Source organism: Cupriavidus sp. 10L43_2, from assembly GCF_056395265.1.
In genome coordinates, this window is sequence record NZ_JBFTJE010000019.1 from 1 (window position 1) to 23476 (window position 23476).

The 23476-nt window shown below is 69.2% G+C and carries 25 protein-coding genes and 1 pseudogene; 12 read left to right on the plus strand and 14 right to left on the minus strand.

Annotated features, from left to right (window positions below; genetic code table 11):
* Positions 1-198, minus strand: a pseudogene (locus AC1DEL_RS22495) (DUF3108 domain-containing protein); the annotation flags it as partial.
* Positions 199-238: 40 nt separating this feature from the next.
* Positions 239-1111 carry an IclR family transcriptional regulator gene (locus AC1DEL_RS22500; protein WP_092291291.1) on the minus strand — a complete coding sequence of 291 codons (873 nt, stop codon included), beginning with the start codon at positions 1109-1111 and terminating at the stop codon, positions 239-241.
* A gap of 114 nt (positions 1112-1225) precedes the next feature.
* Between AC1DEL_RS22500 and AC1DEL_RS22505 the strand changes: the two genes are divergently transcribed.
* The 6 genes from AC1DEL_RS22505 to rfaE2 all read left to right on the plus strand — a co-directional run bounded on the left by AC1DEL_RS22505 (position 1226) and on the right by rfaE2 (position 6949).
* Positions 1226-2206, plus strand: coding sequence for a fumarylacetoacetate hydrolase family protein (locus AC1DEL_RS22505; RefSeq protein ID WP_092291289.1), 981 nt, complete (start codon positions 1226-1228; stop codon positions 2204-2206).
* A gap of 88 nt (positions 2207-2294) precedes the next feature.
* The gene (locus AC1DEL_RS22510; protein WP_092291287.1) at positions 2295-3134 is read left to right on the plus strand and encodes an enoyl-CoA hydratase/isomerase family protein; all 840 of its coding nucleotides are present in this window, start codon (positions 2295-2297) and stop codon (positions 3132-3134) included.
* 59 nt (positions 3135-3193) lie between these two features.
* Positions 3194-4099, plus strand: coding sequence for a PhaM family polyhydroxyalkanoate granule multifunctional regulatory protein (locus AC1DEL_RS22515; RefSeq protein WP_477126249.1), 906 nt, complete (start codon positions 3194-3196; stop codon positions 4097-4099).
* A 70-nt stretch (positions 4100-4169) separates the two neighbouring features.
* Positions 4170-5360 (plus strand): patatin-like phospholipase family protein, encoded by a 1191-nt coding sequence (locus AC1DEL_RS22520; RefSeq protein ID WP_477126278.1) that lies wholly within the window; start codon positions 4170-4172, stop codon positions 5358-5360.
* A gap of 217 nt (positions 5361-5577) precedes the next feature.
* Positions 5578-6432: a ferritin family protein gene (locus AC1DEL_RS22525; protein WP_092291283.1), complete on the plus strand. Its 855-nt coding sequence runs from the start codon at positions 5578-5580 to the stop codon at positions 6430-6432.
* A gap of 22 nt (positions 6433-6454) precedes the next feature.
* A complete protein-coding gene (rfaE2, locus tag AC1DEL_RS22530; RefSeq protein ID WP_092291281.1) occupies positions 6455-6949 on the plus strand; it encodes a D-glycero-beta-D-manno-heptose 1-phosphate adenylyltransferase in 495 nt (164 codons plus the stop codon).
* 13 nt (positions 6950-6962) lie between these two features.
* Here rfaE2 and AC1DEL_RS22535 read toward each other — a convergent pair whose 3' ends face one another.
* From AC1DEL_RS22535 to AC1DEL_RS22545, 3 genes are read right to left on the minus strand one after another with little or no spacing between them, the layout of a single operon-like run.
* Entirely contained in the window at positions 6963-7787 is an 825-nt protein-coding gene (locus tag AC1DEL_RS22535; RefSeq protein WP_441591468.1) for an SPOR domain-containing protein, read from the minus strand.
* 45 nt (positions 7788-7832) lie between these two features.
* Positions 7833-8663: a type III pantothenate kinase gene (locus AC1DEL_RS22540; RefSeq protein ID WP_092291277.1), complete on the minus strand. Its 831-nt coding sequence runs from the start codon at positions 8661-8663 to the stop codon at positions 7833-7835.
* Positions 8660-9568 carry a biotin--[acetyl-CoA-carboxylase] ligase gene (locus AC1DEL_RS22545; protein WP_092291275.1) on the minus strand — a complete coding sequence of 303 codons (909 nt, stop codon included), beginning with the start codon at positions 9566-9568 and terminating at the stop codon, positions 8660-8662. Before AC1DEL_RS22545 ends, AC1DEL_RS22540 begins: the two co-directional genes overlap by 4 nt.
* 198 nt (positions 9569-9766) lie before the next feature.
* Between AC1DEL_RS22545 and AC1DEL_RS22550 the strand changes: the two genes are divergently transcribed.
* From AC1DEL_RS22550 to AC1DEL_RS22570, 5 genes are read left to right on the plus strand one after another with little or no spacing between them, the layout of a single operon-like run.
* The gene (locus tag AC1DEL_RS22550) at positions 9767-10897 is read left to right on the plus strand and encodes an MlaE family ABC transporter permease (RefSeq protein WP_092291273.1); all 1131 of its coding nucleotides are present in this window, start codon (positions 9767-9769) and stop codon (positions 10895-10897) included.
* Complete coding sequence (locus AC1DEL_RS22555; protein WP_092291271.1) at positions 10894-11736, plus strand: ABC transporter ATP-binding protein; 843 nt, start codon at positions 10894-10896, stop codon at positions 11734-11736. Before AC1DEL_RS22550 ends, AC1DEL_RS22555 begins: the two co-directional genes overlap by 4 nt.
* Positions 11736-12677: an MlaD family protein gene (locus AC1DEL_RS22560; protein WP_177219855.1), complete on the plus strand. Its 942-nt coding sequence runs from the start codon at positions 11736-11738 to the stop codon at positions 12675-12677. Before AC1DEL_RS22555 ends, AC1DEL_RS22560 begins: the two co-directional genes overlap by 1 nt.
* A gap of 50 nt (positions 12678-12727) precedes the next feature.
* Positions 12728-13429, plus strand: a complete 702-nt coding sequence (locus AC1DEL_RS22565) for an ABC-type transport auxiliary lipoprotein family protein (protein ID WP_092292083.1) — start codon at positions 12728-12730, stop codon at positions 13427-13429.
* Positions 13430-13450: 21 nt separating this feature from the next.
* The gene (locus tag AC1DEL_RS22570) at positions 13451-14761 is read left to right on the plus strand and encodes a VanZ family protein (protein ID WP_092291267.1); all 1311 of its coding nucleotides are present in this window, start codon (positions 13451-13453) and stop codon (positions 14759-14761) included.
* 16 nt (positions 14762-14777) lie between these two features.
* Here the strand turns inward: AC1DEL_RS22570 and pcp are convergent, their stop codons facing one another.
* The 9 genes from pcp to AC1DEL_RS22615 form a co-directional block, all read right to left on the minus strand.
* The gene (pcp, locus tag AC1DEL_RS22575) at positions 14778-15440 is read right to left on the minus strand and encodes a pyroglutamyl-peptidase I (protein ID WP_092291265.1); all 663 of its coding nucleotides are present in this window, start codon (positions 15438-15440) and stop codon (positions 14778-14780) included.
* A gap of 18 nt (positions 15441-15458) precedes the next feature.
* Positions 15459-16409, minus strand: a complete 951-nt coding sequence (locus tag AC1DEL_RS22580; protein ID WP_092291263.1) for a DUF979 domain-containing protein — start codon at positions 16407-16409, stop codon at positions 15459-15461.
* 3 nt (positions 16410-16412) lie between these two features.
* Positions 16413-17153: a DUF969 domain-containing protein gene (locus AC1DEL_RS22585; RefSeq protein ID WP_092291261.1), complete on the minus strand. Its 741-nt coding sequence runs from the start codon at positions 17151-17153 to the stop codon at positions 16413-16415.
* Between the two features lie 66 nt (positions 17154-17219).
* Positions 17220-17960: a 5-oxoprolinase subunit PxpA gene (gene pxpA / locus AC1DEL_RS22590; protein ID WP_092291258.1), complete on the minus strand. Its 741-nt coding sequence runs from the start codon at positions 17958-17960 to the stop codon at positions 17220-17222.
* Between the two features lie 34 nt (positions 17961-17994).
* Entirely contained in the window at positions 17995-19014 is a 1020-nt protein-coding gene (locus tag AC1DEL_RS22595; protein WP_092291256.1) for a 5-oxoprolinase subunit C family protein, read from the minus strand.
* Entirely contained in the window at positions 19011-19661 is a 651-nt protein-coding gene (gene pxpB / locus AC1DEL_RS22600) for a 5-oxoprolinase subunit PxpB (protein ID WP_477159184.1), read from the minus strand. The genes AC1DEL_RS22595 and pxpB overlap by 4 nt, the downstream gene beginning before the upstream one ends.
* A gap of 337 nt (positions 19662-19998) precedes the next feature.
* Positions 19999-20991, minus strand: a complete 993-nt coding sequence (gene lipA / locus AC1DEL_RS22605) for a lipoyl synthase (protein ID WP_092291252.1) — start codon at positions 20989-20991, stop codon at positions 19999-20001.
* Between the two features lie 82 nt (positions 20992-21073).
* Entirely contained in the window at positions 21074-21832 is a 759-nt protein-coding gene (lipB, locus tag AC1DEL_RS22610; protein ID WP_477126250.1) for a lipoyl(octanoyl) transferase LipB, read from the minus strand.
* A gap of 118 nt (positions 21833-21950) precedes the next feature.
* Entirely contained in the window at positions 21951-22319 is a 369-nt protein-coding gene (locus tag AC1DEL_RS22615) for a DUF2917 domain-containing protein (protein WP_092291248.1), read from the minus strand.
* Between the two features lie 195 nt (positions 22320-22514).
* On the opposite strand from AC1DEL_RS22615, the gene AC1DEL_RS22620 reads away from it, so the two are divergent.
* Entirely contained in the window at positions 22515-23474 is a 960-nt protein-coding gene (locus AC1DEL_RS22620) for a transcriptional regulator GcvA (protein WP_092291246.1), read from the plus strand.
* Positions 23475-23476: the final 2 nt, after the last annotated feature.

The window sequence follows — 23476 nt, forward strand, 5'->3', positions numbered from 1 at the left end:
CTGCGGGGCAGGCTGGGTCTTGGGCACCGGGCGGGGCCGGGGGCGCGGGGCCGGGGCAGGCGGCGCGGGCGGCGGCAGCAGCACCGCCTCCATCGATGGCGGAATGCTGATCTCGGGCAAGCCCGGCAACGGCATGCGCAGCAGCCCGAGCAGCACCAGCAGGTGCGCAATCACCACGCACACCACGACCGCGATCACCGCGACCCAGCGCCGCCTGAGTCGCCTGCGTGGCTTCGTGCTATCGCGAGGGGTGGCCGGCGGGTCCGGCCGAGTGGCTTGCGCCAAGGTATCCGAGTTCCGAAGAGATCTGTCGGGCGATGTCCCGCACGCGGCGGTCCACCGAACCGCCCCATTCTGCATCGAATACGCGCTGCGCGCCGAGCACAATCAGCGCCATCGACAAATGCCCGTTGGCATCGAACACCGGCAGCGAGATCGCGTTGATGCCCGGCAGCACGCCGCCGCGCGTGCGCGCCGCGCCCTGGGCGCGCACTTCGGCGCAGATCGCGTCGTAGTCGGCCAGCGAGGCGGGCATGTCCGGCAGCGGCGTGGCGCCGCGCGTGGCGAATTCCCGTTCGATCAGCGGCAGCGTCTGGCGCCGCGACAGGTAGGCGCCATACAGCCGCCCCGTGGCCGAGTTCAGCATCGGCATGACATCGCCCAGCCGCAGGCTCACGCTGACCGGATGGCTCGATTCTTCCCAATGGACGATGGTCGGCCCGTGGTTGCCCCACACGGCGATGCCGACGGTCTGGTCGATCTCGTCGCGCAACTGGGACAGCACCGGCCGCGCCTTGCGCACCGGATCGAGCCGGTTCAGCCCCGCCAGACCCAGTTGCAGCGCGAACGGCCCGAGGTCGTAGCGCCCGCTCACGGCGTCCTGCGCCACCGCGCCAAGGCGCTGGAAGCTCACCAGGTACCGGTGGGCCTTGGCCGGCGGCATGTCGGCGGCGGCGGCCAGGTCGCGCAGCATCATCGCGCGCGGCGAGGCCGCCAGCGCCTGGAGCAGCCGGAAGCCGACCTCGATCGACTGGATACCCGCGCGCTTGCCATCGTCCTCATTGGAAGGATCGGCGGCGTCATCGAGGCGGGAATCGTCGGGTGCGGTCATGCGGGGCGAAGGTGGAAGCGGCGTTGCCGGCCATTCTATACGGCAGCCGGCGGCCCGGCGCCCCGGGTCCGGTAGACTACCGGCCACCGCACATCGACGATTGCCCGCACCCCCATGAAACTCGCAACCCTGAAGGACGGTTCGCGCGACGGCCAGCTCGTGGTCGTCTCCCGCGACCTCAAGACCGCGCACTTCGCCACCGACATCGCCGGCACGCTGCAGCGCGCGCTCGACGACTGGGCTTTCCACGCCCCCCAGCTCCAGGACCTCTACGATGCCCTGAACGCCGGCCGCGCCCGCCACCCGTTCCCGTTCCAGCCGAAGGACTGCATGGCGCCGCTGCCGCGCGCCTACCAGTGGGCCGACGGCTCGGCCTACGTCAACCATGTGGAACTGGTGCGCAAGGCGCGGGGCGCCGAGATGCCGCCCGAGTTCTGGACCGATCCGCTGATGTACCAGGGCGGCTCGGACGACTTCCTCGGCCCGCAGGACGACATCGTCTGCGCCAGCGAGGCGTTCGGCATCGACTTCGAGGCCGAGGTGGCCGTGATTACCGGCGACGTGCGCATGGGCGCCACGCCCGAGCAGGCCGGCGAAGGCATCCGCCTGGTGATGCTGGCCAACGATGTCTCGCTGCGCAACCTGATTCCGGCCGAACTGGGCAAGGGCTTCGGCTTCTTCCAGAGCAAGCCGGCCACGGCGTTCTCGCCGGTGGCCATCACGCCGGACGAACTGGGCGAAGCCTGGCACGACCGCAAGGTGCACCGGCCGCTGACCGTGCACTGGAACAGCAAGAAGGTGGGCGCGCCCGACTGCGGCACCGACATGGTGTTCGACTTCGGCCAGCTCATCGCGCACATCTGCAAGACGCGGAACGTGCGCGCGGGCAGCATCGTCGGCTCCGGCACCATCTCGAACGTGGACCGCAGCAAGGGCTACTGCTGCATCGCCGAGCAACGCATGATCGAGACCATCGAGGGCGGCCAGCCGGTCACCGCGTTCATGAAATATGGCGATGCGGTGCGCATCGAGATGCTCGACGCCCAGGGCCAGTCGATCTTCGGCGCCATCGACCAGCTCGTGGCGCCGCGCTGACGCGCAATGTGCCTATAATTGTCCGACCGACCGGTCGGACAATTGATCCCATGCCGGCGGAACCCTCCCTTGCCACGGAAGCCGCCCCATGACCGCAGAGACCCCCGAGACCCCGGACACCACCCTCTCCCCGCGCCTGGCGCGCTACGCGTCGCTGACGCTGCGCCGCCACGGCCCCGTGCTCGAGGTCATCATGGGCGCGGCGCAGTCCGCCAACCAGAAGCTGGCCACCGCCGACGCCGGCATGCACCGCGAGCTGGCCGAGATCTGGCGCGACATTTCCGCCGATCCGGACATCCGCGTCGCCATCATCCGGGGCGAAGGGCGCGGCTTCTCGGCTGGCGGCGACCTGTCCCTGGTCGAGGAGATGGCCAACGACTTCGCCACCCGCACGCGGGTCTGGCACGAAGCGCGCGACCTGGTCTACAACGTCATCAATTGCGACAAACCCATCGTCTCGGCCATGCACGGCCCGGCCGTGGGCGCCGGGCTGGTGGCGGGGCTGCTGGCCGACATCTCGATTGCCGCCAAGACCGCGCGGATCGTCGACGGCCATACCCGGCTCGGGGTGGCGGCGGGCGATCACGCCGCCATCGTGTGGCCGTTGCTGTGCGGAATGGCCAAGGCCAAGTACTATCTGATGCTGTGCGAGTCGCTCAGCGGCGAGGAGGCCGAGCGCATTGGCCTGGTATCGCTGGCAGTGGACGAAGACCAGCTGGTGGCCAAGGCGTTCGAGGTGGCGAACCGGCTCGCGACGGGGTCCCAGACGGCCATCCGCTGGACCAAGTACGCGCTGAACAACTGGCTGCGCATGGCCGGCCCGGCGTTCGATACCTCGCTGGCACTCGAATTCATGGGCTTTGGCGGCCCCGACGTACATGAAGGCATGGCGAGCCTGCGCCAGAAGCGGCCGCCTGAATTCCAGTAACCGGCCAGCCAAGGTGGAATGATCGGCCCTGGCGGCCCCCCCACGGAGAGCGCGCGACCATGTTCGGACAGATCCCCGATTTCACCAATGGCTTCGAATTCCTGCGCCGCATCTGGAGCGCCGGCGGCAGCCTGCCGGGCGGCGGCATGATGCCCGGCCTGAGCGCGATGACCCCGCCGATGGACCTCGACGAGGTCGACAAGCGCATCCACGACCTGAAGGCTGTGGAAGGCTGGCTGCAACTGAACGCGAGCCTGCTGCGCACCACCATCCAGGGGCTGGAGGTACAGCGCGCCACGCTGGTGGCCTTGCAAACCTTCGGCAACTCGCTCTCCCCGGAAGCCATGCAGACCGCGATGGAGAACGTGGCGCGCGCGGCCAACGCGCCGAGCACCTCGCCGCCGCACCCGTTCCGTCCGTCCCCCGCCTCCGAGACCGCCTCCGAGACCGTCTCCGAAGCGGAAGCCGACGCGGCCAATGCCGAGGACGACGAGGACTTCGACGCGCCGCCTGAAGTGACCGCCGGAGCTGCCGAGGGCGAGGAACCCGAAGCCGCCCCATCGCCCGAATCCGCCGGTCCCGCCCCACTGCCGCCCAACGCGAGCCTGTGGTGGGACCTGCTCCAGCAACAGTTCAGCCAGATCGCAGGCAGCGCGACGGCGGCCACCGCAGCGCCGTTCGGCAACCTGGGCGGATTCGGCGCGATGGGTGGCATGGGTGGGACGGCCGCCCCGGGCGCGGAGGGCGTGGCGCCCGCCGCACGGGACAATCCCGCCCCGAACGGCAAGGCAAGCCCGAAGCCGGCGGCCAAGCGCGCGGCGGCGAAGAAGCCCGCCGCGAAGAAGGCTGCCACCAAGGCTGCGAAGCCCGCCACCAAGACGTCCGCCACGAAAAAGCCGTCGACCAAAAAGCCCGCCGCGAAGGCACCCGCCGCGCCGGGCACCCCCAAGGACAGCGTCGAGTGAGCCGCCTGTGAGCGTCAAGCACGCCGACCCGGCCCTCCGCGCCAGCCAGCGCCAGCGCACGGCGCTGGTCATGATGGGCGGCGGCGCGCGGGCGGCCTACCAGGCCGGCGTACTGGCCGGCATCGCCCGCATCGCCACGCGGCATGGGCTCGGGCATTGCCCGTTGCCGTTCGGCATCGTCACCGGCACCTCGGCCGGGGCGATCAACGGCGCCGGCATGGCGGTGGGCGCCGCGGACTTCCAGGCCGCCACCGACCGCCTCGCCGCGCTCTGGCACGGCATTCATGCCGATGACGTCTATCGCACCGGCGTGCTGGGCGTGGGCGCCTCGGGCGCGCGCTGGCTCTCGTCGCTGGCGTTCGGCTGGATCACGCGCCAGGCCCCGCGCGCGCTGTTCGACAGCGCCCCGCTCGACAGCTTCCTGACCGAGTTGTTCGAACCCGGCCGCGTGCAGGCCAGCCTGGACGCCGGCGTGCTCCAGGCCTTCGCCGTGACCGCGCTGTCGTACAGCACCGGCCGCCATGTCACGTTCTACCAGTCGCACCGGCGCATCCACCCATGGCAGCGCAACCAGCGGCTGGCCGTGGAAGCGCCGATCGGCGTGGACCACCTGCTCGCTTCCTCGTCGATTCCGTTCCTGTTCCCGGCCGTGCCGCTCGAGATCGAGGGCCATCACGAGTGGTTCGGCGACGGCACGATGCGCCAGATGTCGCCGCTCTCGCCGGCCATCCACCTCGGCGCGTCGCGCATCCTGGCCATCGGCGCGGCGTCGCGCCCGCGGCCGGGCTGGTTCGATACCGTGCCGGCCGGCGGCTATCCGTCGCTCGCGCAGGTGGGCGGGCAGGCGCTGGCCAGCATCTTCCTCGATGGCCTGCAGGCCGACATCGAGCGGCTGATGCACATCAACCGGCTGCTCGCGCGCATGCCCGAGGCTGCCGGCGACACCGACGGCTGGCGCCCGGTGGAAGTCATGACGATTTCTCCGAGCGAACCGATCGAGTCCATCGCCGCCCAGCATGTGCACCGGCTGCCGCGCACGGTGCGCGCGATGCTCGCCCCGCTCGGCGGTACCGAGGCGCGCGGCGCCGCGTTCGCGAGCTACCTGCTGTTCGAGCCCGAATTCACCCAGGCCCTGCTGGCGCTGGGCGAGCGCGATGCCGCAGCGGAGGCGGACGGCATCGCGGCCTTCCTCTATGGCGTGGTGCCCGAAACCGGCCACGCCACCGCGCGCGCCACCGATCCCGCGCTGACGCCCTACTAGCCCCCTGAGCAGCCGTCCCGGCGTCGCTTTTCGGCCTCTCAGGTCGCAATTCGTCCACTTTCCTGGGGCCAGCCCCGCTGGTTCCTCAGCCGGCACAGCGCAAGAAAAGGGCAACGTCTGTTGCAATCCCTAGTAATCGCACTAAAAAGGAACTAGAGAAAAGATTCGAGAATAATTCCCATCTGGTAGAATCCGCCCGTAATTTCAAAGGCTTACCATGCTCTACCCCGAACTGTTCAAATCATTGGAATCGGTCCGCTGGCACATGGACAAGGACATCCCCTGGGATTCCTTCGACCCCAGCCTGYTGACGGACGACCAGGCGAAGACCATCCGCATGAATGCCATCACCGAATGGTCCGCCCTGCCGGCCACGGAGATGTTCCTGCGCGATAACCGCCACGATTCCGACTTTTCGGCGTTCATGAGCATCTGGTTCTTCGAGGAACAGAAGCACTCGCTGGTGCTGATGGAGTACCTGCGCCGCTTCCGCCCGGACCTCGTGCCGACGGAAGAAGAACTGCATGCCGTGCGCTTCGAGTTCGATCCGGCCCCGCCGCTGGAGACACTCATGCTGCACTTCTGCGGCGAGATTCGCCTGAACCACTGGTATCGCCGTGCTGCCGAATGGCACACCGAGCCGGTGATCAAGCACATCTACCGCACGCTGTCGCAGGACGAAGCCCGCCATGGCGGCGCCTACCTGCGCTATATGAAGAAGTACCTGGCGCAGTTCGGCGACTCCGCGCGCGCCGCCTTCGCCAAGATCGGCGTGCTGATGGCTTCGGCCCGCCGCACGGAAAAGCCGCTCCACCCGACCAACCTGCACGTGAACAAGGCGTTGTTCCCCAACGACACCGTGCAGTCCCGCCTGCCGGACCCGGACTGGCTCGAGCACTGGCTCGACGAGCAGATCCGCTTCGACGAAGTGTGGGAAAAGAAGGTGATCGAGCGCATCCTGCACAACATGTCGCTGCTGTTCGAACGCACGTTCGACACCGTGCAGGAACTGAACCGCTACCGCAAGGAACTGAACGCCAGCCTCGTGGCAGCAGGCCAGCAACCGGCCTGATCCCCGCGACCCACGCCGTTCAATGACCGCTCCCGCTTTCGAATCGAAGCTCGTTCCCGCTGACGACGCGGCCGCGCTGCGCGCCGCCGTGGCCGCCCTGCCGCGCCCGCTGGTCTTCACCAACGGCGTGTTCGACATCATGCACCGTGGCCACGCCACCTACCTCGCGCAGGCGCGCGAGCTGGGCGCGGCGCTGATCGTGGGCGTGAATAGCGACGGTTCGGTGAAGATGCTGGGCAAGGGCGATGACCGCCCGCTGAACCATGAGTCGGACCGCATGGCGCTGCTCGCAGCGCTGACCTCGGTCGATCTGGTGGCGATGTTCCGCGAAAAGACGCCAGTGGAGCTGATCCGCCTGGTGCGCCCCGACATCTATGTGAAGGGCGGCGACTACGACATCGACACCCTCGAGGAAACCCGCCTCGTCCGTAGCTGGGGCGGCCAGGCCTACGCCATCCCCTTCCTGCACGACCGCTCCACCACCAAGCTGCTGACCAAGGTGCGCCAGCAGGGCTGATCAGCCTCGCTGTTCAACCTTCGGCGCCCGATCCGGGCTGTTTCGCGCCGCGCGCCTGCGTGCCGGCCCGGCACGCCTGGAGCGACTCCGCGCCATACCGCAGGCGCACTTCATCCATCCTTGCCCGCACCGCATCGTCCGAGGACGTCACGCGCAGCCATTGGCGCGAGACCGGCCGCGGCGCGTCCGTAATCAGCGCCGTGCGCACGCCCTGGGCGCGCAGGGATTCGAGGAAGCGGTCGGCGCGCTCGCGCTCCCGGAACAGCCCCAGCGACACGGTATAAGACGCCGACGACGCCTCATCGTCCTCGTTGCTCACCACGGACACATCGGTCACCTTGCGGCGCTTCAGCTCCGCCAGCTTGCGGTCGGCGTTCTCGCGCGTGGGCTGGGCCGGCAGGTGGACCCACCAGCGCACCTGTTCGGTCCGTTCGAACTGCTGCACCGGCAGCGAAGCCCCGGCGGCGATGGCGGCGAGGTCTTCACGCGCCCGCGCCACGGTCTGGGCCGAGAAACCGCCGATCTCGAAGCAGGCATCGGCGCGCGGGGCCGGCTGGGCCACGGCCAGCGAGACCGTGCCGGCGGGGGTGGGCGTCAGCGCGCCGCGCGGGGAGCCTGCCGGAGCGCCCGGGGCCGGGCGTACGGTGGCGGTATCGGCAGGCGGCTCAAGCCGCATCCGCTCGCCGCGCACCTGCTGGGACACCCGCTGCGGCTCGCGCGGGCTTTCCATCCAGCCAGCCAGCGGGTCCGGGCCGAACCCGCCCAGCACGGCGGCCAGCAGCAGCGCGTTGACGAGCAGCAGGATCAGCAGCAGGGCGGTCGGGCCTTTCTGGGACATGGAAGACGATTCGGTTGGGCGATGCAGGATCGCCTGGCGGCTGCCTCAGGCCCCGGTGGCCATCGCGTGCAGTCCAAGCAGCACGAGATTATCGTGCATCTCGAACGGCATCGCGAGTGCGCCGGAGAGCGCCTGTCGCGCCCCGCCCGAAAGCAGGCAGCGCACCGGCCCGCGTTCGGCCAGCGCCCGCCAGGAGCGCTCCACGGCGCCAGCCTGGGCGGCCAGACAGCCGGCGGCAATGGCGTCGTGAGTGTTGTCAGCGCCCAACGCTCGCACCGCCCGCGCGGCGCCCGCGCCGGTGTCGAGCACGTCGAGCGCCGGCAGTTGGGCCGTGTTGCGGGCCAGCGAGCCGAGCATCAGCGCCACCCCGGGCAGGATCAGCCCGCCCTCGAAGCGTGCCCCGCCATCGGCCTGCGTGGTGACGATGTCCAGCGTGGTGGCCGTGCCGGCCGTGACGATCAGCAGCGTCTCGCCGGGCAGCCAGCGATGCGCGCCGATGCTGCCGACCCAGCGGTCCACACCCAGTTGCGTGGGTTCGCGGTAGCCGTTGGCGAGGTCGCCGTGGGCGGCCGTGGTGCGTACCCATTGCAGCGTGGGGGCGGCCCCGAAGGCGTCGGCCAGCGTCGCCGCCACTGCCTTGCCAATCGCCGCCCCGGCCACATTGGCGATCCAGACCGACGGCACGCCGCCATCCGCCAGCCCCCGCCATGTGCCGACCAGCGCCGCCAGTTCCGCCGGCGCGGCGTGCGTGGCGGCGCCCGCGTGGCGCCACGGGGTGGGCAGGGTGCCGGCCGGCGCGGTCGCGTCGGTGTCGTCCGTGCTCCACGCCCACTTGAGCCGGGTATTGCCGATATCTATCAGCAGGCGCGCGCTCATGCCGCCGCTCCGCGCAAGGACACCTCGCCGCTGGCGATCCGTTGCAGCCCGTCCGCCGTCTCCAGCAGCAGGTGGCCGTCGCCGTCCACACCCCGGGCGAGGCCCTCGGCCAGCAGCGTGCCGTCGTGCAGCAGGCGCACCGGCTCGTCGCGGAAGGCATCGCGCGCAGACCAGCGGGCCGCCATCGGCGCGAAGCCTTCGGCCAGGAACACGGCGCGCATCGCCGCCAGCCGGTTCAGCACGGCGCCGAGGATCTCGGTGGGATGGTGGGCGGGGTCGAAGCCCGGCAGCGCCTCGGCCACACCGGCCAGCGGGCGGCCCAGCGCGGCTTCCATACGGGCATCGCGCACCAGGTTCAGGCCGATGCCGATCACGGCCCAGAGCGCGCCGGGCCGCGCCGGCACCGATTCGATCAGGATGCCGGCCAGCTTGCGGCCGTCGATCTGAAGGTCATTGGGCCATTTCAGGCCCACGCGGGTGCCGAGCGCGGGGTTCACGTCCTCGAGCGCCTCCGCCAGCGCCAGTCCCACGGCCAGGCTCAGGCCACTCAGGCGGGCCGGCGGCAGCGCCAGCGGCATGGCCACCGAGAAGGTCAGCCCCGCCTGCCCCTGCCAGGGCCGGCCCTGACGGCCGCGCCCGGCGGTCTGGCGATAGGCCACGCGCACCTGCGCGCGCTCGTCCCCCTCCACCCAGCCCTCCACCCAGCCGGCGCTGCGGCAGGCCTGGGTCAGGTCGGCGTTGGTCGAGCCGGTTTCCTCCACCACCTCCACGGTCCAACCCCGTGCGGGGCCGGTGTCCAGCGCGGTGCGCAGCGCGCCGGCGTCGATGTGCCACGCGGGCAGCGCGGCGGCATCGTCGGCAAGGCTGGGAATGCTGGGGTGGGGGCGGTCGGGAGGCGCGGTCATGCGGGGCGGGTCAGGGTGGCTTGGGGCAGTTAGCCGCGATTGTAGCCGCGTCGCCCGATTTGGCCGGATTGGCCCGATCCCGTGGCTGTCGGACAGCCCTGCGTGGCCGTGTCAGAGGATGCCCGGTCGCCACGTCACGGCCGGTAGCATAGAATCGAGACTCCCCCATCACATCGCCGCCCCCCTTTGGATTCACCCTTGGATCGCCCATCGACGCCGGCCATCGAGATTTCGCGCCAGGACGGAGCCTGCAGCATCGCGCTGCAGGGGGACTGGACCGCACTCGCGCTCGCCGGCTGCCACGAAGCCCGTGGGCTGCGCGCGCAGTTGCACGAATTGACCGAGGCGCCCCAGCACGCCGCGTGGTCGCTGGCCGGGGTGAACCGGCTCGACCATATCGGCGCGCAACTGATCTGGCAGGCCTGGAACAGCAAGATGCCGGCGAACGTCGAACTCAACGACGGCCAGCGCCGCGTGTTCGACCGCATCGCCGCGCTGCGCCGCGACGGCTGGAAGAAGCGCATGGTGGATCGCTTCAACCCGGTCACCATCCTCGGCGCGAGCCTGCTGTCGTTCTTCGCCCAGTTCGCCATCGGGGTGACCATGCTCGGCCAGCTCACCTTCGACCTGCTGCGCTTCGCCCGCGCGCCGCACCGGGGGCCATGGCGCGAGATTTCGGCCAACGTCTATAACGTGGGATACAAGGCGCTGGGCATCACGGCGCTGGTGGGCTTCCTGATCGGCATCGTGCTGTCCTACCTGTCGGCCAACCAGCTGCGCACCTTCGGCGCCAGCACGTTCATCGTCAACATTCTGGGCATGGCCGTGATCCGCGAACTGGGGCCGGTGCTGGCCGCCATCCTGATTGCCGGGCGCTCCGGGTCCGCCATCACCGCGCAGATCGGCGTGATGCGCGTGACCGAGGAACTCGATGCGATGCGGGTGATGGGCATCTCGCACGGCTTCCGGCTGATCATGCCGCGCGTGATCGCGCTGGCCGTGGCCATGCCGCTGCTGGTGGCCTGGACCGACCTGATGGCGCTGCTCGGCGGCATGACCGCCGCCCAGTTCCAGCTTGGCATCAGCTACGCCTTCTTCCTGCGCCAGCTGCCCGAGGCGGTGCCGGTGGCCAACCTCTGGCTCGGGCTGGGCAAGGGCGTGGTGTTCGGCATGCTGATTGCGCTGACGGCCTGCCACTTCGGCCTGCGCATCCGGCCGAACACGCAGAGCCTGGGCGAAGGCACGACAGCCTCGGTGGTCACGTCGATCACCGTGGTCATCATCGCCGACGCCATCTTCGCCATCCTGTTCAAGGACGTAGGCCTATGAACCATCCGGCCAATCCCTCCCCGGCCCGCCGCGAGGCGATCATCGAGGTGCGCGACCTGGTCAAGCGCTACGGCGACAACGTCGTGCATGACCATCTCAACCTTGATGTCTATCGCGGCGAGGTGCTGTCCATCGTGGGCGGCTCCGGCACGGGCAAGACCGTGCTGCTGCGGCAGATCGTGGGGCTGGAGCGGCCCACGTCGGGGACCATCAAGGTCTTCGGCGAAAGCCCCGCCAAGCTCAAGCCGGCGCAGCTGCAGGCGCTGCGCAACCGCTGGGGGCTCCAGTTCCAGCGCGGGGCGCTGTTCTCGGCGTTGTCGGTCATCGACAACATCGCGCTGCCCATGCGCGAGCTGCGCGCGCTGCCGGACAACCTGATCTGCCAGGCCTCGCTGCTCAAGCTGCAACTGGTGGGGCTGTCCGCCAAGGACGCCGACAAGATGCCGGCCGACCTCTCCGGCGGCATGGTCAAGCGCGTGGCGCTGGCCCGCGCGCTGGCGCTGGAGCCGGAACTGGTGTTCCTTGACGAGCCCACGGCCGGCCTGGACCCGATGGCGTCCGACGACTACGTGGACCTGATCCGCGAACTGCGGCGCGAGCTGGGCCTGACCGTGGTGATGATCACCCACGACCTCGACACCCTGGTGGCACTGTCCGACCGCGTGGCCGTGCTGGCCGACCGCAAGGTGCTGGCCGCCGCCCCGATCCCCGAACTGGTGAAGGTGGACCACCCCTTCATCCGCGAATACTTCCTGGGCGACCGCGCCCAGCGCGCGTTGCAGGCCCTGCCGGCCCCGACCCGGCCCGACGCGCCGCGCCCCCCTTCCGGAGACACCTGATGGAAAACAAGTCAAACGCCTTCCTTGCCGGCGTTTTCACCATCGGACTGGCCGTGCTGGTGCTGTTCTCGCTGTTCTGGTTCAGTTCCGACCACGCGGTGCGCGTGCCGTACGACCTCATCACCCGCTCCACGGTGAACGGCCTCGGGCCGCAGGCCGATGTGAAGTATCGGGGGCTCGACGTGGGCAAGGTGGTGTCGATCAAGTTCGATCCGCAGGTGCCGGGGCAGATCATCGTGCGCATCAGCGTGAACCAGGACACGCCGATCACCCGCACGACCTACGCCACGCTGGGCTTCCAGGGCGTGACCGGGATCGCCTACGTGCAGCTCGATGACACCGCGCGCGAGGCCGGCAACGACAAGGCGTCGCCGCCGCTGCCCACCTCGGCGCGGGCGCCGGCGCGCATCGCCATGCGGCCGGGCTTCTTCGAGGAACTGGAGAAGCGTGGCGACTCGCTGCTGACGCAGACCGAGACGCTGATGTCCTCGCTCAACGAGATGTTCCAGACCACCAACCGCGACGAGCTGATGGCCGCCATCCGCTCCGTGCACAAGACGGCCGAGGATTACTCGAAGCTGTCCGCCTCGCTCCAGCCTGCCGCCGCCAAGCTGCCGCAGGCGGTGGATAACCTCAACGCCACGCTGGTCTCCACGCGGCGCCTGGCGGACGAGCTGGCCAGCCCCAACGGCACGGTCTTGCGCACGGTCAACGGCGTGGGCACCAACCTCCAGGGCGCGGCGGACTCGGTGCAGTCGGCCGCCGGCATCCTGAGCGAGGAAACCCTGCCGCAACTGAACGGCCTGGCGCGCGACGCCCGCCAGACCGCGCGCACCATCGACCGCGCCGCCGGCACCTTCAACGACCGGCCCAGCAGCGTGCTGTTCGGCGGCCCCTCGCCCACGCCGGGCCCGGGCGAAGCGGGGTTCAGCGCGCCATGATCATCGACCATCGCCCTGCCCTTCGCCCCAACTTCCACCGGGACTCCGCCATGACGCCTGTAGGACTCGTACGAATCGCCGCCCTTGCCGCACTGCTCGCACTGGGCGGATGCAGCGCGCTGTCGCCGGGGCCGTCCGCGCTGACCTATGACCTCGGGCCGATGGCCGGCACGCCGTCGCAGTCGCCCGCACCGCTGCCCAAGCTGCGCGTGGCCCAGACCGACGGCCCGGTATGGATGGACAACCAGTCGCTCTACTACCGCCTGCAATACTCGCAGGCGCAGCGGCTGCAGGCCTATGCCACGCAGCGCTGGGTCGATTCGCCACCCCGCCTGTTCGATGCGCGCCTGCGCGACGCGGTGTCCGGGCGCGGCGCGCTGACGTGGTTCGGCGATGGCTCGGTGCCGGCGCTCAAGGTGGACCTGCTCGCCTTCGAGCAGGTGTTCGACAGCGCCACCGCCAGCCGGGGCGTGGTGCGGGCGCGCGCCACCGTCTATCACAAGGGCCTGATCGGCCAGAAGACCTTCGTGGCCGAGCAGCCCGCCCCCAGCGCCGATGGCGCCGGCGGCGTCAAGGCGCTCTCCACCAGCAGCGACGCGGTGATCGCCGCCATCCTCGACTGGGCTGCCACGCTGCCGCTGGCCGCCGCCACGGCATCCGGCCCGGCCGCGCTGCCCGCCGCCAACCCGCCCGGCGCCAATGCGGTGCCGCTGCCGACGGCGCCGCCGTCACCGAATCCGCCCCGGCCGTAACGGCGGCCTGTATTCGCACGCATGACTCTGGTCGCGCCCCCGACATCTCCCCCGCCCCCGCCGCCGCAGCCACCGCAGCAGCCGCGCCAGCCGGAGCTGGACGGCTGGCTGCCGCGCCACTCGCCGCTCGCGCGCGTCGGCCTGATCTGCTTCACGCTGCTGGTGGCCTACGCCAGCCTCTATCCGTTCACGGGATGGGTCAATAACGGCATCTCGCCGCTGGCCTTCCTGACCGCGCCCAAGCCGCGCTACATCACCGAGTTCGACCTGATTACCAACGTGCTCGGCTATTGCCCGTTCGGGGCGCTGGTCGTGCTGGCGCTGCACCCGCGCATCTCGGGCGCGCGCGCCACGCTGATCGCGCTGGTGGCCGGCGCGCTGCTGTCGGCGGTCATGGAGGCGTTGCAGACCTGGCTGCCGAGCCGGATCTCGTCGAATATCGACCTGATCACCAACGCGCTCGGCGCGCTGCTGGGCGCGGCCATGGTGGCGCCGTTCACCAGCGCGCTGGTGGATCGCGGCACGCTTACGCGGCTGCGCATGGCGTGGTTCGAGCCCCATGCGAGCTTTGCGATCCTGCTGGTGCTGCTGTGGCCGTTCGCGCAGATCTTTCCGCAGGAGCACCTGTTCGGCATGGGCGGCATCGTGCGGGAATGGCTGACCGACCCCGATTCCTGGCCGATGGAGATCCTGCAGGGCTACTTCCCCGCCCTGCTCGATTGGCAGAACAACGTGGGACTGCGGCCCGACGACATGCAGGCCCAGCTGATGCTGGAAACCATGGTGACCGCGTGCAGCTGGATCGGCACGGGGCTGTTCGCCTCGCTGGCGATGCGGCGCACCGCGCCGATGCTGCGCATCCTGGCCGGGCTGCTCGCCTTCGCGCTGCTGCTCAAGGCCACCGTGGCCGAGTTGCAGTTCGCGGACGACAACACCTTCAACTGGCTGTCCGAGGGGGGCCGCTTCGCGCTGACCACGAGTTCGCTGGTGCTGGTGCTGCTGCTGCGCCTGCCACGCTGGCTGCGCGCGCTGCTGGCCATCGTGGCGCTGGCGGGGCTGGTGGTGCTGACCAACGTGCTGCCGGCGAATCCCTATGCGTGGATTTCGGAGCAAGGCTGGCGCATGGGACGTTTCGTGCACTTCAACAGCCTGGCCCAGTGGCTGGGCTGGCTGTGGCCGTTCGCGGCGTTCTTCTATGTGCTGTGGCGCGTGGAGCAGATGAGCATGCGCCGGCGGCTGCAGCGGCTGGCCCGGCGCCGTGCCACGGCGCGCGCCGTGGCGGCGGCGACGGACCGGCAGGTGGATGCCGGCCCGGGTCCGGGCCAGCCCTGATCCCAATCGAATCGATTTAGTGGAGCTGGCCGCCCTGCTCGCGGATATCCGCGTCGGTGGTCAGCGTGGTCTGCACCGCCACCCGCAGGCCGGCGATCAGCGTGTCCAGCGCCAGGCTCGGCGCGCCGGGATGCCGCGCCGCCTGTTCCGGCAGATAGGGAATGTGGATGAAGCCGCCGCGCGTGCCGGTCAGGCCGTGCCGCGCGATGCCATCCATCAGCCCGTAGAACACGTGGTTGCAGACAAAGGTGCCGGCAGTCTGCGACACCATCGCCGGCACGCCCGCCGCGCGCAGGTCGCGCACGATGGCCTTGATCGGCAGCGTGGCGAAGTAGGCGGCCGGGCCATCGGCGGCAATGGTCAGGTCGATCGGCTGCGCGCCGGCGTTGTCGGCGATGCGCGCATCGTCGACATTGATCGCCACGCGTTCGATCGACAATTCCGTGCGGCCACCAGCCTGGCCGACCGCAATCGCCACATCCGGCTTCACCGACGCCAGCAGCGCCGACATCGCCTCGATGGCCGCGCCGAACACGCACGGCAGCTGGCGGGCGACGATGATCGCATCGCCCACCTGCTGGCCGTCCAGCGCCCGCACCGCCTCCCATGACGGGTTGACCGGTTCCTTGTCGAACGGCTCGAAGCCGGTAAGTAATACGGTTCGCTGGGCGGTACGCATAGTGCGTGTCTCCATCAGTTACATCAGGAAGTACAGCAGGACGATATTGGCCGCCAGGATGGCCAGCGCCGACGGCACCTGCGCGCGGATGACCGCGTTCTTGTCGTCCAGCTCCAGCAGCGCTGCCGGGACGATGTTGAAGTTGGCCGCCATCGGCGTCATCAGCGTCCCGCAGTAGCCCGAGAACATGCCGATGGCCGCCATCACAGCCGGGTTGGCGCCGAACATGCCCACCAGGATGGGCACGCCCACGCCGCCGGTCATCACCGGGAACGCGGCAAACCCGTTGCCCATGATCACCGTGAACAGCGCCATGCCCACGCAGTACACCGCCACGGCCACCAGCTTGTAGTCCATGTTGATGTAGGCGGTGGCCAGGTGCGCCACGGCCTTGCCCACGCCGGCGTCCGCGAAGACCAGGCCCAGCATCGCCAGCATCTGCGGCAGCACCAGCGCCCAGCCCAGCGACTCGATCAGCCGGCGCGACTCGCGCATGCCTTGCGTCACGGTGTCACGCGTCAGCCAGCACACCACGGCCAGCGAAACCAGGCAGCCAATGCCGAGCGACACGAACGTCACGTTCTTCGGATCGAGCAGCGGCACGCCGGCCAGCTTCACGTCCTTGAACAGCACCGTGCCGATCACGGTCACCAGCGGAATCAGCAGCGCCGGGATGAACAGCTTGTTGCCCAGGCGCTTGGCGCTGGCGCGGCGCTCCGACTCGGGCAGCGTGCCGTGCTTGCCGTGGCCCACGCCGCCGAAGCCGGCGATCAGCGCCATCAGCACGGCGGCGATGCCGACGATGGCCGGCGGGATCTTGTCGCCAATCAGGAAGATGGCCGCGTACAGCGCCCAGAACAGGCCGGTGGACAGGCGACGCGGGTGCGTCTTGTCCGTGAACGTCATCAGGGCGGTAATCGCCAGCACGAAGCCGGCCAGCCAGTAGAGATAGTCGATGGATACGATCATGGCTTACTCCCCAACCTTGCCGGATGCGGCGGACGTGGCCGGCGTCCCCGCCGGCGTCTTGCCCAGTTCGCGCTCGAGCCAGCCGTCCAGCCGCTTCAGGCGCACCGCGTGGATCAGGAACGCGCAGATCGCGGTGGGAATGCCCCAGACGGCGATGTGCAGCGGCTCCACGTCGATGTTCGACGACAGCAGGAAGGTGTGCATCAGCGCGATGGCACCGAAGGCCACGAAGATGTCCTCGCCGAAGAACAGGCCCACGTTGTCGGTGGCGGCGCAGAAGGCCAGCACGCGCTGGCGCACCGGCTCGGGCAGGTGCCCGAAGCGGTTCTCGGCCGCACCTTCGGCCATCGGGGCCAGCAGCGGACGCACCATCTGCGGATGTCCGCCCAGGCTGGTCAGCCCCACGGCGGCGGTCAGCTCGCGCACGGCGAGGTAGACGATCAGCAGGCGGCCCACCGTGGCCGAGGCGATGCGCGAGATCCACGCCTGCGCGTGCTCCCGCAGGCCGTGGCGCTCGAGCAGGCCGATCACGGCCAGCGGCAGCAGGATGATCAGCGGCAGGTTGCGCGCCTTGACGAAGGCCGTGCCGATCGCGGTGAAGATCTGCATCAGCGGCATGGAAGCGGTCAGCCCCGTGACGATGGCGGCAAGCGCCACCACCAGCATGGGATTGAACCGCAGGACAAAGCCGATGACGATGACGCCGACCCCGAGCAGGGGCCAAAGATTGACAGCCGATTCCATGGGTAACACCAGATAGAAGGTGAAGCTAACGGTGGAGCAAAGCCAGCGCCGGCGGGCGGGCGCCCGTCAGGCACCAGCCCGGATGGCGATGCCTTCCGCGCCGAGCCGTTCCCGGATGCGGCGCGCGAAGGCAAGCGCGTGGGCGCCGTCGCCGTGCAGACACACGGTTTCGGCGCGGATCGGTACCCAGGTGCCGTCGATGGCGCGCACGCGTTGGTCGCGCACCATCGACAGGGTCTGGTCCAGGGCAACTTCCTCGTCGTCGTGCAGCGCGCCCGGCGTGCCGCGCTTGACCAGCGTGCCGTCGGGGTTGTAGCCACGGTCGGCGAACACTTCTTCCTTCACCTGCAGCCCGGCGTCGCGCGCCATGGTGATCATGCGGCTGTTGGCCAGGCCGAAGAAGACGAGGTCGGGGTTGTAGTCGCGCACGGCCCGTACGATGGCGGCGCAGAGTTTTTCATCGCGCACGGCCATGTTGTAGAGCGCGCCATGCGGCTTCACGTGGGCGAGCTGGCCGCCCTGGGCGCGCACGATGGCGTCGAGCGCGCCGATCTGGTACAGGACGTCGGCGTAGACGGCTTCCGGGTCGCGCTGCATCTCGGTGCGGCCGAAGTTCTCGCGGTCCGGGAAGCTCGGGTGCGCGCCAATCGCCACGTTGTTGGCGATGGCCCACTTCACGGTCTGGAGCATGGTGGCGGCATCGCCGGCGTGCCAGCCGCAGGCCACGTTGGCGGAGCTGATCAGTGCCAGCAGGGCTTCGTCGTTGCCGCAGCCTTCGCCCAGGTCGGCGTTCAGGTCGATTTGCATGGGGGTTCTCCTTGTACGGTGGGGTCCAGCCCGGTTACGCCACGAAGCGCGTGGTGGTGCGGCGGCGCGCGGCGATCTTCATGCCATCGCCCTGCCATTGCAGCGCCTGGTCGATCTGCCGCAGATAGCGGTCCAGCTCCGCCTGCGCGGCGGCGGCCTCGTCCAGCGTGGCCTGCACGAAGCGCACGGACGCGCCGAGCGGCACCTGCGCCAGCCGCCAGAGGTCGGCGCCGATCACGACGCCAATCTTCGGATAGCCGCCCGTGGTCTGCGCATCGCTCATCAGGGCGATGGGCTGGCCGGCCGGCGGCACCTGCATCACGCCCGGCACCACGCCGTGCGAGAGCAGGTCGCCGCTGCGCTCGGCGCGACGCGCCAGCGCGGGGCCCTGCAGGCGCAGGCCCATGCGGTTGCTCTGCGGCGTGATGGTCCAGTCGGACTGCCACAGCGCGGCCTGCGCGGCGGGTTCGAAATCGGGATATTCGGGGCCGGGCAGCATGCGGATGGCCCAGGCGTCGTCGATGCGGTTCACGGGCAGCGCCCAACCGGGTGCGGCCACGCCGAGCCAGTCGCGTTCCTCGTCCAGGCCCGGACGGCCGGCGGGCAGCTTGTCGCCTTCGCGCAGCACGCGGCCCTCGAAGCCGCCATAGCCGGACTTCAGATCCGTGCTACGGGAGTTCATGACCAGCGGCACATCGATGCCGCCCGCCACGCAGAGGTAGGTGCGGGTGCCACCGCGCGGGGACGGCAGCGTCAGGGTCTCGCCGCGATGCACATCGAAGGCATGCCAGCACCAGACCGGCACGCCGTCCAGGTTGGCGCCGCACTCGGCCCCGACCAGCGCCACGCGCATATCGACATGGAAGCGCATGGCCGCGCGGCCCAGCGTGAATTCGATGCCGGCGGCGCCGGCCGCGTTGCCGAGCAGCCGGTTGCCCACCTGGAGCGCCAGACTGTCCGCCGCGCCCGAGCGGCCCACCCCGAAGCGTCGGAAGCCCACCCGGCCGAGATCCTGCACGGACGCCTGCGCGCCGGGACGAATGATTTCGATCACGCCAGATACTCCTCGACGATGAAGCGCACGGTGTCACCCGGCGCGAACAGGGACGGCGGATCGCGGTCCGCCACGAAGAGCTGGGCGTCGGTATGGCCGATCAACTGCCAGCCGCCGGGCAGCACGGCCGGATAGATGCCGGTCTGCTCGCCGCCGATGCCCACGGCACCGGCCGGCACGGCCAGGCGCGGCTCGCGGCGGCGCGGCGTGGCCAGTTCGGGGACCATCCCGCCCATATAGGCGAAGCCGGGCTGGAAGCCAAGGAAATACACCACGTACTCGCCGGCCGCATGCCGGCGCACCACTTCCTGCGGCGTCATGCCCGTGTGCGCGGCCACATCGGCCAGATCGGGGCCGAACTCGCCGCCGTAGCGCACGGGAATCTCCACCAGCTTGYCGGTGGCGTTGCGCGTCTCGCCGGAGGCCCACGCCACCTTCAGATTGCGCTCCAGCGCGGCCACGTCGGCGGTGTCGTCGAACACCAGGGTGAGATTGTTCATGCCCGGCACCACGTCCACTACGCCGCGCCAGTCGGCGGCGCGCTCGGCCATGGCCCAGATGCGGCGCTGGACATCGAGCGAAGCGGGCGGCGCCACGCTATAGAGCAGCGCCTGCTCGGCCAGGCGATGGACGGTGCAATCGGGCATGTGGGGGCAACCTGTGAGGAAGAGGTCGGATGGCGTCGGACCGAATGTGACTCAGCCGTATTTCATCGACGATTTATCGATAAATTCATCATAACGAAACATGCCAACGCCCAGCACTCGGGGTTGTCCCTAGGATGTTATGCACCGTTAGCGACAAGATGTCGCCAAGACGGGGAATAAGTGCTTTTTGCTGCGCTTATTGTGAAAGGTGGTTGAAAGGCGGTGCGCAGACATTCAAGGCGCCGCTTGCCTGCCTGTCGGAACAATAGGCAATAAAAAAGGCCGGGAGCGTGTCCCGGCCTTCTTTGATCCTGCTACCTGCGTGCTTTGTTTTGCTTCAGGCAAACCCGGCCTGATGCGCCTGCTGGTCGGCGTGGTACGAGCTGCGCACCATGGCGCCCACGGCGGCGTGGGTGAAGCCCATCTTGTAGGCCTCTTCCTCGAACATCTTGAAGGTGTCCGGATGCACGTAGCGCATCACCGGCAGGTGATGGTTCGACGGCGCCAGATACTGGCCGATGGTCAGCATGTCGATATCGTGGGCGCGCATGTCGCGCATGACTTCGAGGATTTCCTCGTCAGTCTCGCCCAGGCCCACCATCAGGCCCGACTTGGTCGGCAGGTGCGGATTGCGGCGCTTGAACTCCTGCAGCAGCTTGAGCGAGTGCGCGTAGTCGGCGCCCGGACGCGCCTGCTTGTACAGGCGCGGCACGGTTTCCATGTTGTGGTTCATCACGTCGGGCGGGGCGGCCTGAAGCACGTCCAGCGCCTTGTCCAGACGGCCGCGGAAGTCAGGCACCAGCACCTCGATGCGGGTGGCCGGCGACAGCGCGCGGGTCTGCGAGATGCAATCCACGTAATGCTGGGCGCCGCCGTCACGCAGGTCGTCGCGGTCCACGCTGGTGATCACCACGTAGTTCAGCTTCAACTGGGCGATGGTGCGCGCCAGGTTGCCCGGCTCGTTCACGTCGAGCGGATCGGGGCGGCCATGGCCCACGTCGCAGAACGGGCAGCGGCGCGTGCACTTGTCGCCCATGATCATGAACGTCGCCGTGCCCTTGCCGAAGCACTCGCCGATGTTCGGGCAGCTCGCTTCCTCGCACACCGTGACGAGGTTGTTCGCGCGCAGGATGTCCTTGATCTCGTAGAAACGCGAGTTGCCGGTTGCCGCCTTCACGCGGATCCACTCCGGCTTCTTCAGCTTCTCGGCCGGCACGATCTTGATGGGGATGCGCGCGGTCTTGTCGGCCGACTTCTGCTTGCGGGTCGGATCGTACTCGGCAGGGGATTGCGGGGCTTCGCTGGACGTGGCGATCAGGGCGTCGCTCATACTGTTCTCCGCACGCTTGGCCGCGTGCATGTTTGGCTGTGGACTTGGCTGTGAATCGGGGCCGGGTACGCCATCGCTGTGCTCAGGCGGCCTCGGCGGCGGCATTCCCGCGCACCGGGGCACGCGCTTCGCGCGCCGCCAGCACCTCGCACAGGGCCGCCGCCAGGCGTCGCGCGATTTCGGGGTAGTGGGCCGCAGTGACGGCGCCGTTCGTGGCATTCGTCGTGGCACTCAGCGTCGATGGCGTTCCTCCGGCTTCGCCTGCCCCCGGCACGGTGGCGCCCGCGCTGGCCATGTCGACTGTTTCCAGTCCGGCATAGCCGCAGGGGTTGATGCGAAGGAACGGTGAGAGGTCCATCTGCACGTTGAGGCTGACGCCGTGATAGCTGCAGCCGTTGCGGATCTTGAGGCCGAGCGCGGCAATCTTGGCGCCCTGGTGCGGTCCGTCCGACAGGTAGATGCCGGGGGCGCCGGGCTTGCGTTCGGCTGCGAGATTATACGCCGCGAGCGTGTCCAGCACCGCCTGCTCGATATCGGTCACCAGCTCGCGCACCATCAGGTGGCGACGACGCAGGTCGAGCAGCAGGTAGGCCACGACCTGGCCCGGGCCGTGATAAGTGATCTGTCCGCCACGATCGATCTTGACGACGGGGATGGCGGCGTCGGGCGAGAGCAGGTGCGCGGGGTCCCCGGCCTGGCCGAGCGTGTAGACCGGCGGGTGCTCGACCAGCCAGATCTGGTCCGGCGTGTCGGGCGTGCGGGCCTCGGTATAGGCGCGCATGGCGTCGAAACAGGGCGCGTACGGCTCCAGACCCCGTTCGATGACTTGAATGGCATGCATGCCCGAGAGTGTAACGAAAAGGGCCGGCATCCGCCGGCCCCTGGTGGGCGACCCCGGTCATGGCGGGGTCTCGCATTCGGCCTCCCGGTCCGGCCTGGGCGGCCAGACCAGCCTCAGTTCAGGAGGCCGTGACCTGATCCTGGCCCGGTGTCCATTCGGTCCCTCGAACCAAACGCCTCACGGCGCGATACACGAGGTGTGGCAGGTCCGCCACGGTCGCCGCCGGGCGGCGTGCTTCCGCAATCAGCGCCAGCCTGACCGGGCGGGTCGCGCGCGAGTCCACGCTGATCACGATCTCGTCGCCGCGCCGGAGCAACAGGCTGCCGCCACAACGGAGCCAGTAATCCTCCGAGTCGTTCTCGCGGGTCACCCACACGTCCGTGGCTTTGGCGTCTTCCACAAAAAGACGCTGGGCAGCATGGAGCGAGAGGCTGGTGACTTCGCCAGGGACGAGGGTGAACACTGTCGTTGTGAGCAATGCTTTCATGATGGCTTTCTCCGTGTGCCGGGTGCCCGCTGACTGGTCAGATGCGCCGGAACTGGCCTGGATATTGGACCGGGCCAGTTAGGGGGCGCTGACAAGCGGTTCCGGTGCATTGCATTCTAGTGATTGCCCTAGCACTATCAAAACGATATATATTCTTGTGTCTTGTTAGCCAAACTCACATAGAGAACTCGCATCATGGTCTGGAGCGGCAGTTGGAATCCCGACAATGGACAGCGCTGGAAGCGCGATTTCCCGCGCCTGCCGGCGCTCTCCGCGCTGCGCGCCTTCGAGGCCGCCGCCCGCCACGAGAGCTTTTCCCGCGCGGCGGCGGAGTTGTTCGTCACCCATGGCGCCGTCAGCCACCAGGTCCGCGCGCTGGAGGAGGAACTGGGCCAGTTGCTGTTCGAGCGGCGCGGCAAGCGGGTGATGCTGACCGCCAACGGCCGGGTCTACGCCGAGCGCGTGCGCGACGCGCTGTTGCAGATCGCCGATGCCACGCGCGTGCTCCAGGCCGGCAACCGCGACAAGCGGCTGACCATCAGCACCATGCCGTCCTTCGCCGCGCGCTGGCTCACGCCGCGCATTGGCAGCTTTATCGAGCAGCATCCGGAGCTGGACGTGGAGCTGCTGTCCTCGAACTCGCTGGTCGACTTCGCCAATGAGGAAGTGGACATCGCGCTGCGCATGGGCAACGGCGACTACCCCGGCCTGTACGTGGAACGGCTGCTCGACGATGTGTTCTTTCCCGTGTGCAGCCCCGATTTCAACGGTGGCCGCCTGCCCGAGCAGCCGGCGCACATGGCCGGCATGCCGCTGCTGCGCGGCGAGGGCGATCCGTGGCAACCGTGGTTCGAAGCCGCCGGGCTGGACTGGCCGGAGCCGCGCAAGGGCCTGCTGCTGCAGGATTCCTCGCTGCTGCTGCAGGCCGCCGCCGAGGGCCAGGGCATCGCGCTGATCCGCTCCTCGCTGGCCTACAACGACCTGCTCTCCGGCCGCGTGGTGCGGCTGTTCGACGTGAGCATCGTCTGCCCGTGGCTGCTGTACTTCGTCAGCACGCAGGCCAGCCTGGAATTGCCTAAGGTGCAGGCGTTCCGCCAGTGGCTGCTGCCCGAGATGGAGCGCTTTCGCAACATTTTGTCGCAGTGGTCTGACTAGGC

What these genes read in the sequence shown, in the direction of transcription:
- AC1DEL_RS22520 (WP_477126278.1), top strand. Translation starts at nt 4,170, where the DNA reads ATGATGGGCGGCGGCGCGCGGGCGGCCTACCAGGCCGGCGTACTGGCC.
- lipA (WP_092291252.1), bottom strand. Translation starts at nt 20,991, where the DNA reads ATGAGCGACGCCCTGATCGCCACGTCCAGCGAAGCCCCGCAATCCCCT.
- AC1DEL_RS22615 (WP_092291248.1), bottom strand. Translation starts at nt 22,319, where the DNA reads ATGAAAGCATTGCTCACAACGACAGTGTTCACCCTCGTCCCTGGCGAA.
- AC1DEL_RS22540 (WP_092291277.1), bottom strand. Translation starts at nt 8,663, where the DNA reads ATGAGCGCGCGCCTGCTGATAGATATCGGCAATACCCGGCTCAAGTGG.
- AC1DEL_RS22620 (WP_092291246.1), top strand. Translation starts at nt 22,515, where the DNA reads ATGGTCTGGAGCGGCAGTTGGAATCCCGACAATGGACAGCGCTGGAAG.
- AC1DEL_RS22545 (WP_092291275.1), bottom strand. Translation starts at nt 9,568, where the DNA reads ATGACCGCGCCTCCCGACCGCCCCCACCCCAGCATTCCCAGCCTTGCC.
- AC1DEL_RS22505 (WP_092291289.1), top strand. Translation starts at nt 1,226, where the DNA reads ATGAAACTCGCAACCCTGAAGGACGGTTCGCGCGACGGCCAGCTCGTG.
- AC1DEL_RS22515 (WP_477126249.1), top strand. Translation starts at nt 3,194, where the DNA reads ATGTTCGGACAGATCCCCGATTTCACCAATGGCTTCGAATTCCTGCGC.
- AC1DEL_RS22510 (WP_092291287.1), top strand. Translation starts at nt 2,295, where the DNA reads ATGACCGCAGAGACCCCCGAGACCCCGGACACCACCCTCTCCCCGCGC.
- AC1DEL_RS22570 (WP_092291267.1), top strand. Translation starts at nt 13,451, where the DNA reads ATGACTCTGGTCGCGCCCCCGACATCTCCCCCGCCCCCGCCGCCGCAG.
- AC1DEL_RS22555 (WP_092291271.1), top strand. Translation starts at nt 10,894, where the DNA reads ATGAACCATCCGGCCAATCCCTCCCCGGCCCGCCGCGAGGCGATCATC.
- AC1DEL_RS22585 (WP_092291261.1), bottom strand. Translation starts at nt 17,153, where the DNA reads ATGGAATCGGCTGTCAATCTTTGGCCCCTGCTCGGGGTCGGCGTCATC.
- pcp (WP_092291265.1), bottom strand. Translation starts at nt 15,440, where the DNA reads ATGCGTACCGCCCAGCGAACCGTATTACTTACCGGCTTCGAGCCGTTC.
- AC1DEL_RS22580 (WP_092291263.1), bottom strand. Translation starts at nt 16,409, where the DNA reads ATGATCGTATCCATCGACTATCTCTACTGGCTGGCCGGCTTCGTGCTG.
- AC1DEL_RS22560 (WP_177219855.1), top strand. Translation starts at nt 11,736, where the DNA reads ATGGAAAACAAGTCAAACGCCTTCCTTGCCGGCGTTTTCACCATCGGA.
- lipB (WP_477126250.1), bottom strand. Translation starts at nt 21,832, where the DNA reads ATGCATGCCATTCAAGTCATCGAACGGGGTCTGGAGCCGTACGCGCCC.
- AC1DEL_RS22500 (WP_092291291.1), bottom strand. Translation starts at nt 1,111, where the DNA reads ATGACCGCACCCGACGATTCCCGCCTCGATGACGCCGCCGATCCTTCC.
- pxpA (WP_092291258.1), bottom strand. Translation starts at nt 17,960, where the DNA reads ATGCAAATCGACCTGAACGCCGACCTGGGCGAAGGCTGCGGCAACGAC.
- rfaE2 (WP_092291281.1), top strand. Translation starts at nt 6,455, where the DNA reads ATGACCGCTCCCGCTTTCGAATCGAAGCTCGTTCCCGCTGACGACGCG.
- AC1DEL_RS22535 (WP_441591468.1), bottom strand. Translation starts at nt 7,787, where the DNA reads ATGTCCCAGAAAGGCCCGACCGCCCTGCTGCTGATCCTGCTGCTCGTC.
- AC1DEL_RS22565 (WP_092292083.1), top strand. Translation starts at nt 12,728, where the DNA reads ATGACGCCTGTAGGACTCGTACGAATCGCCGCCCTTGCCGCACTGCTC.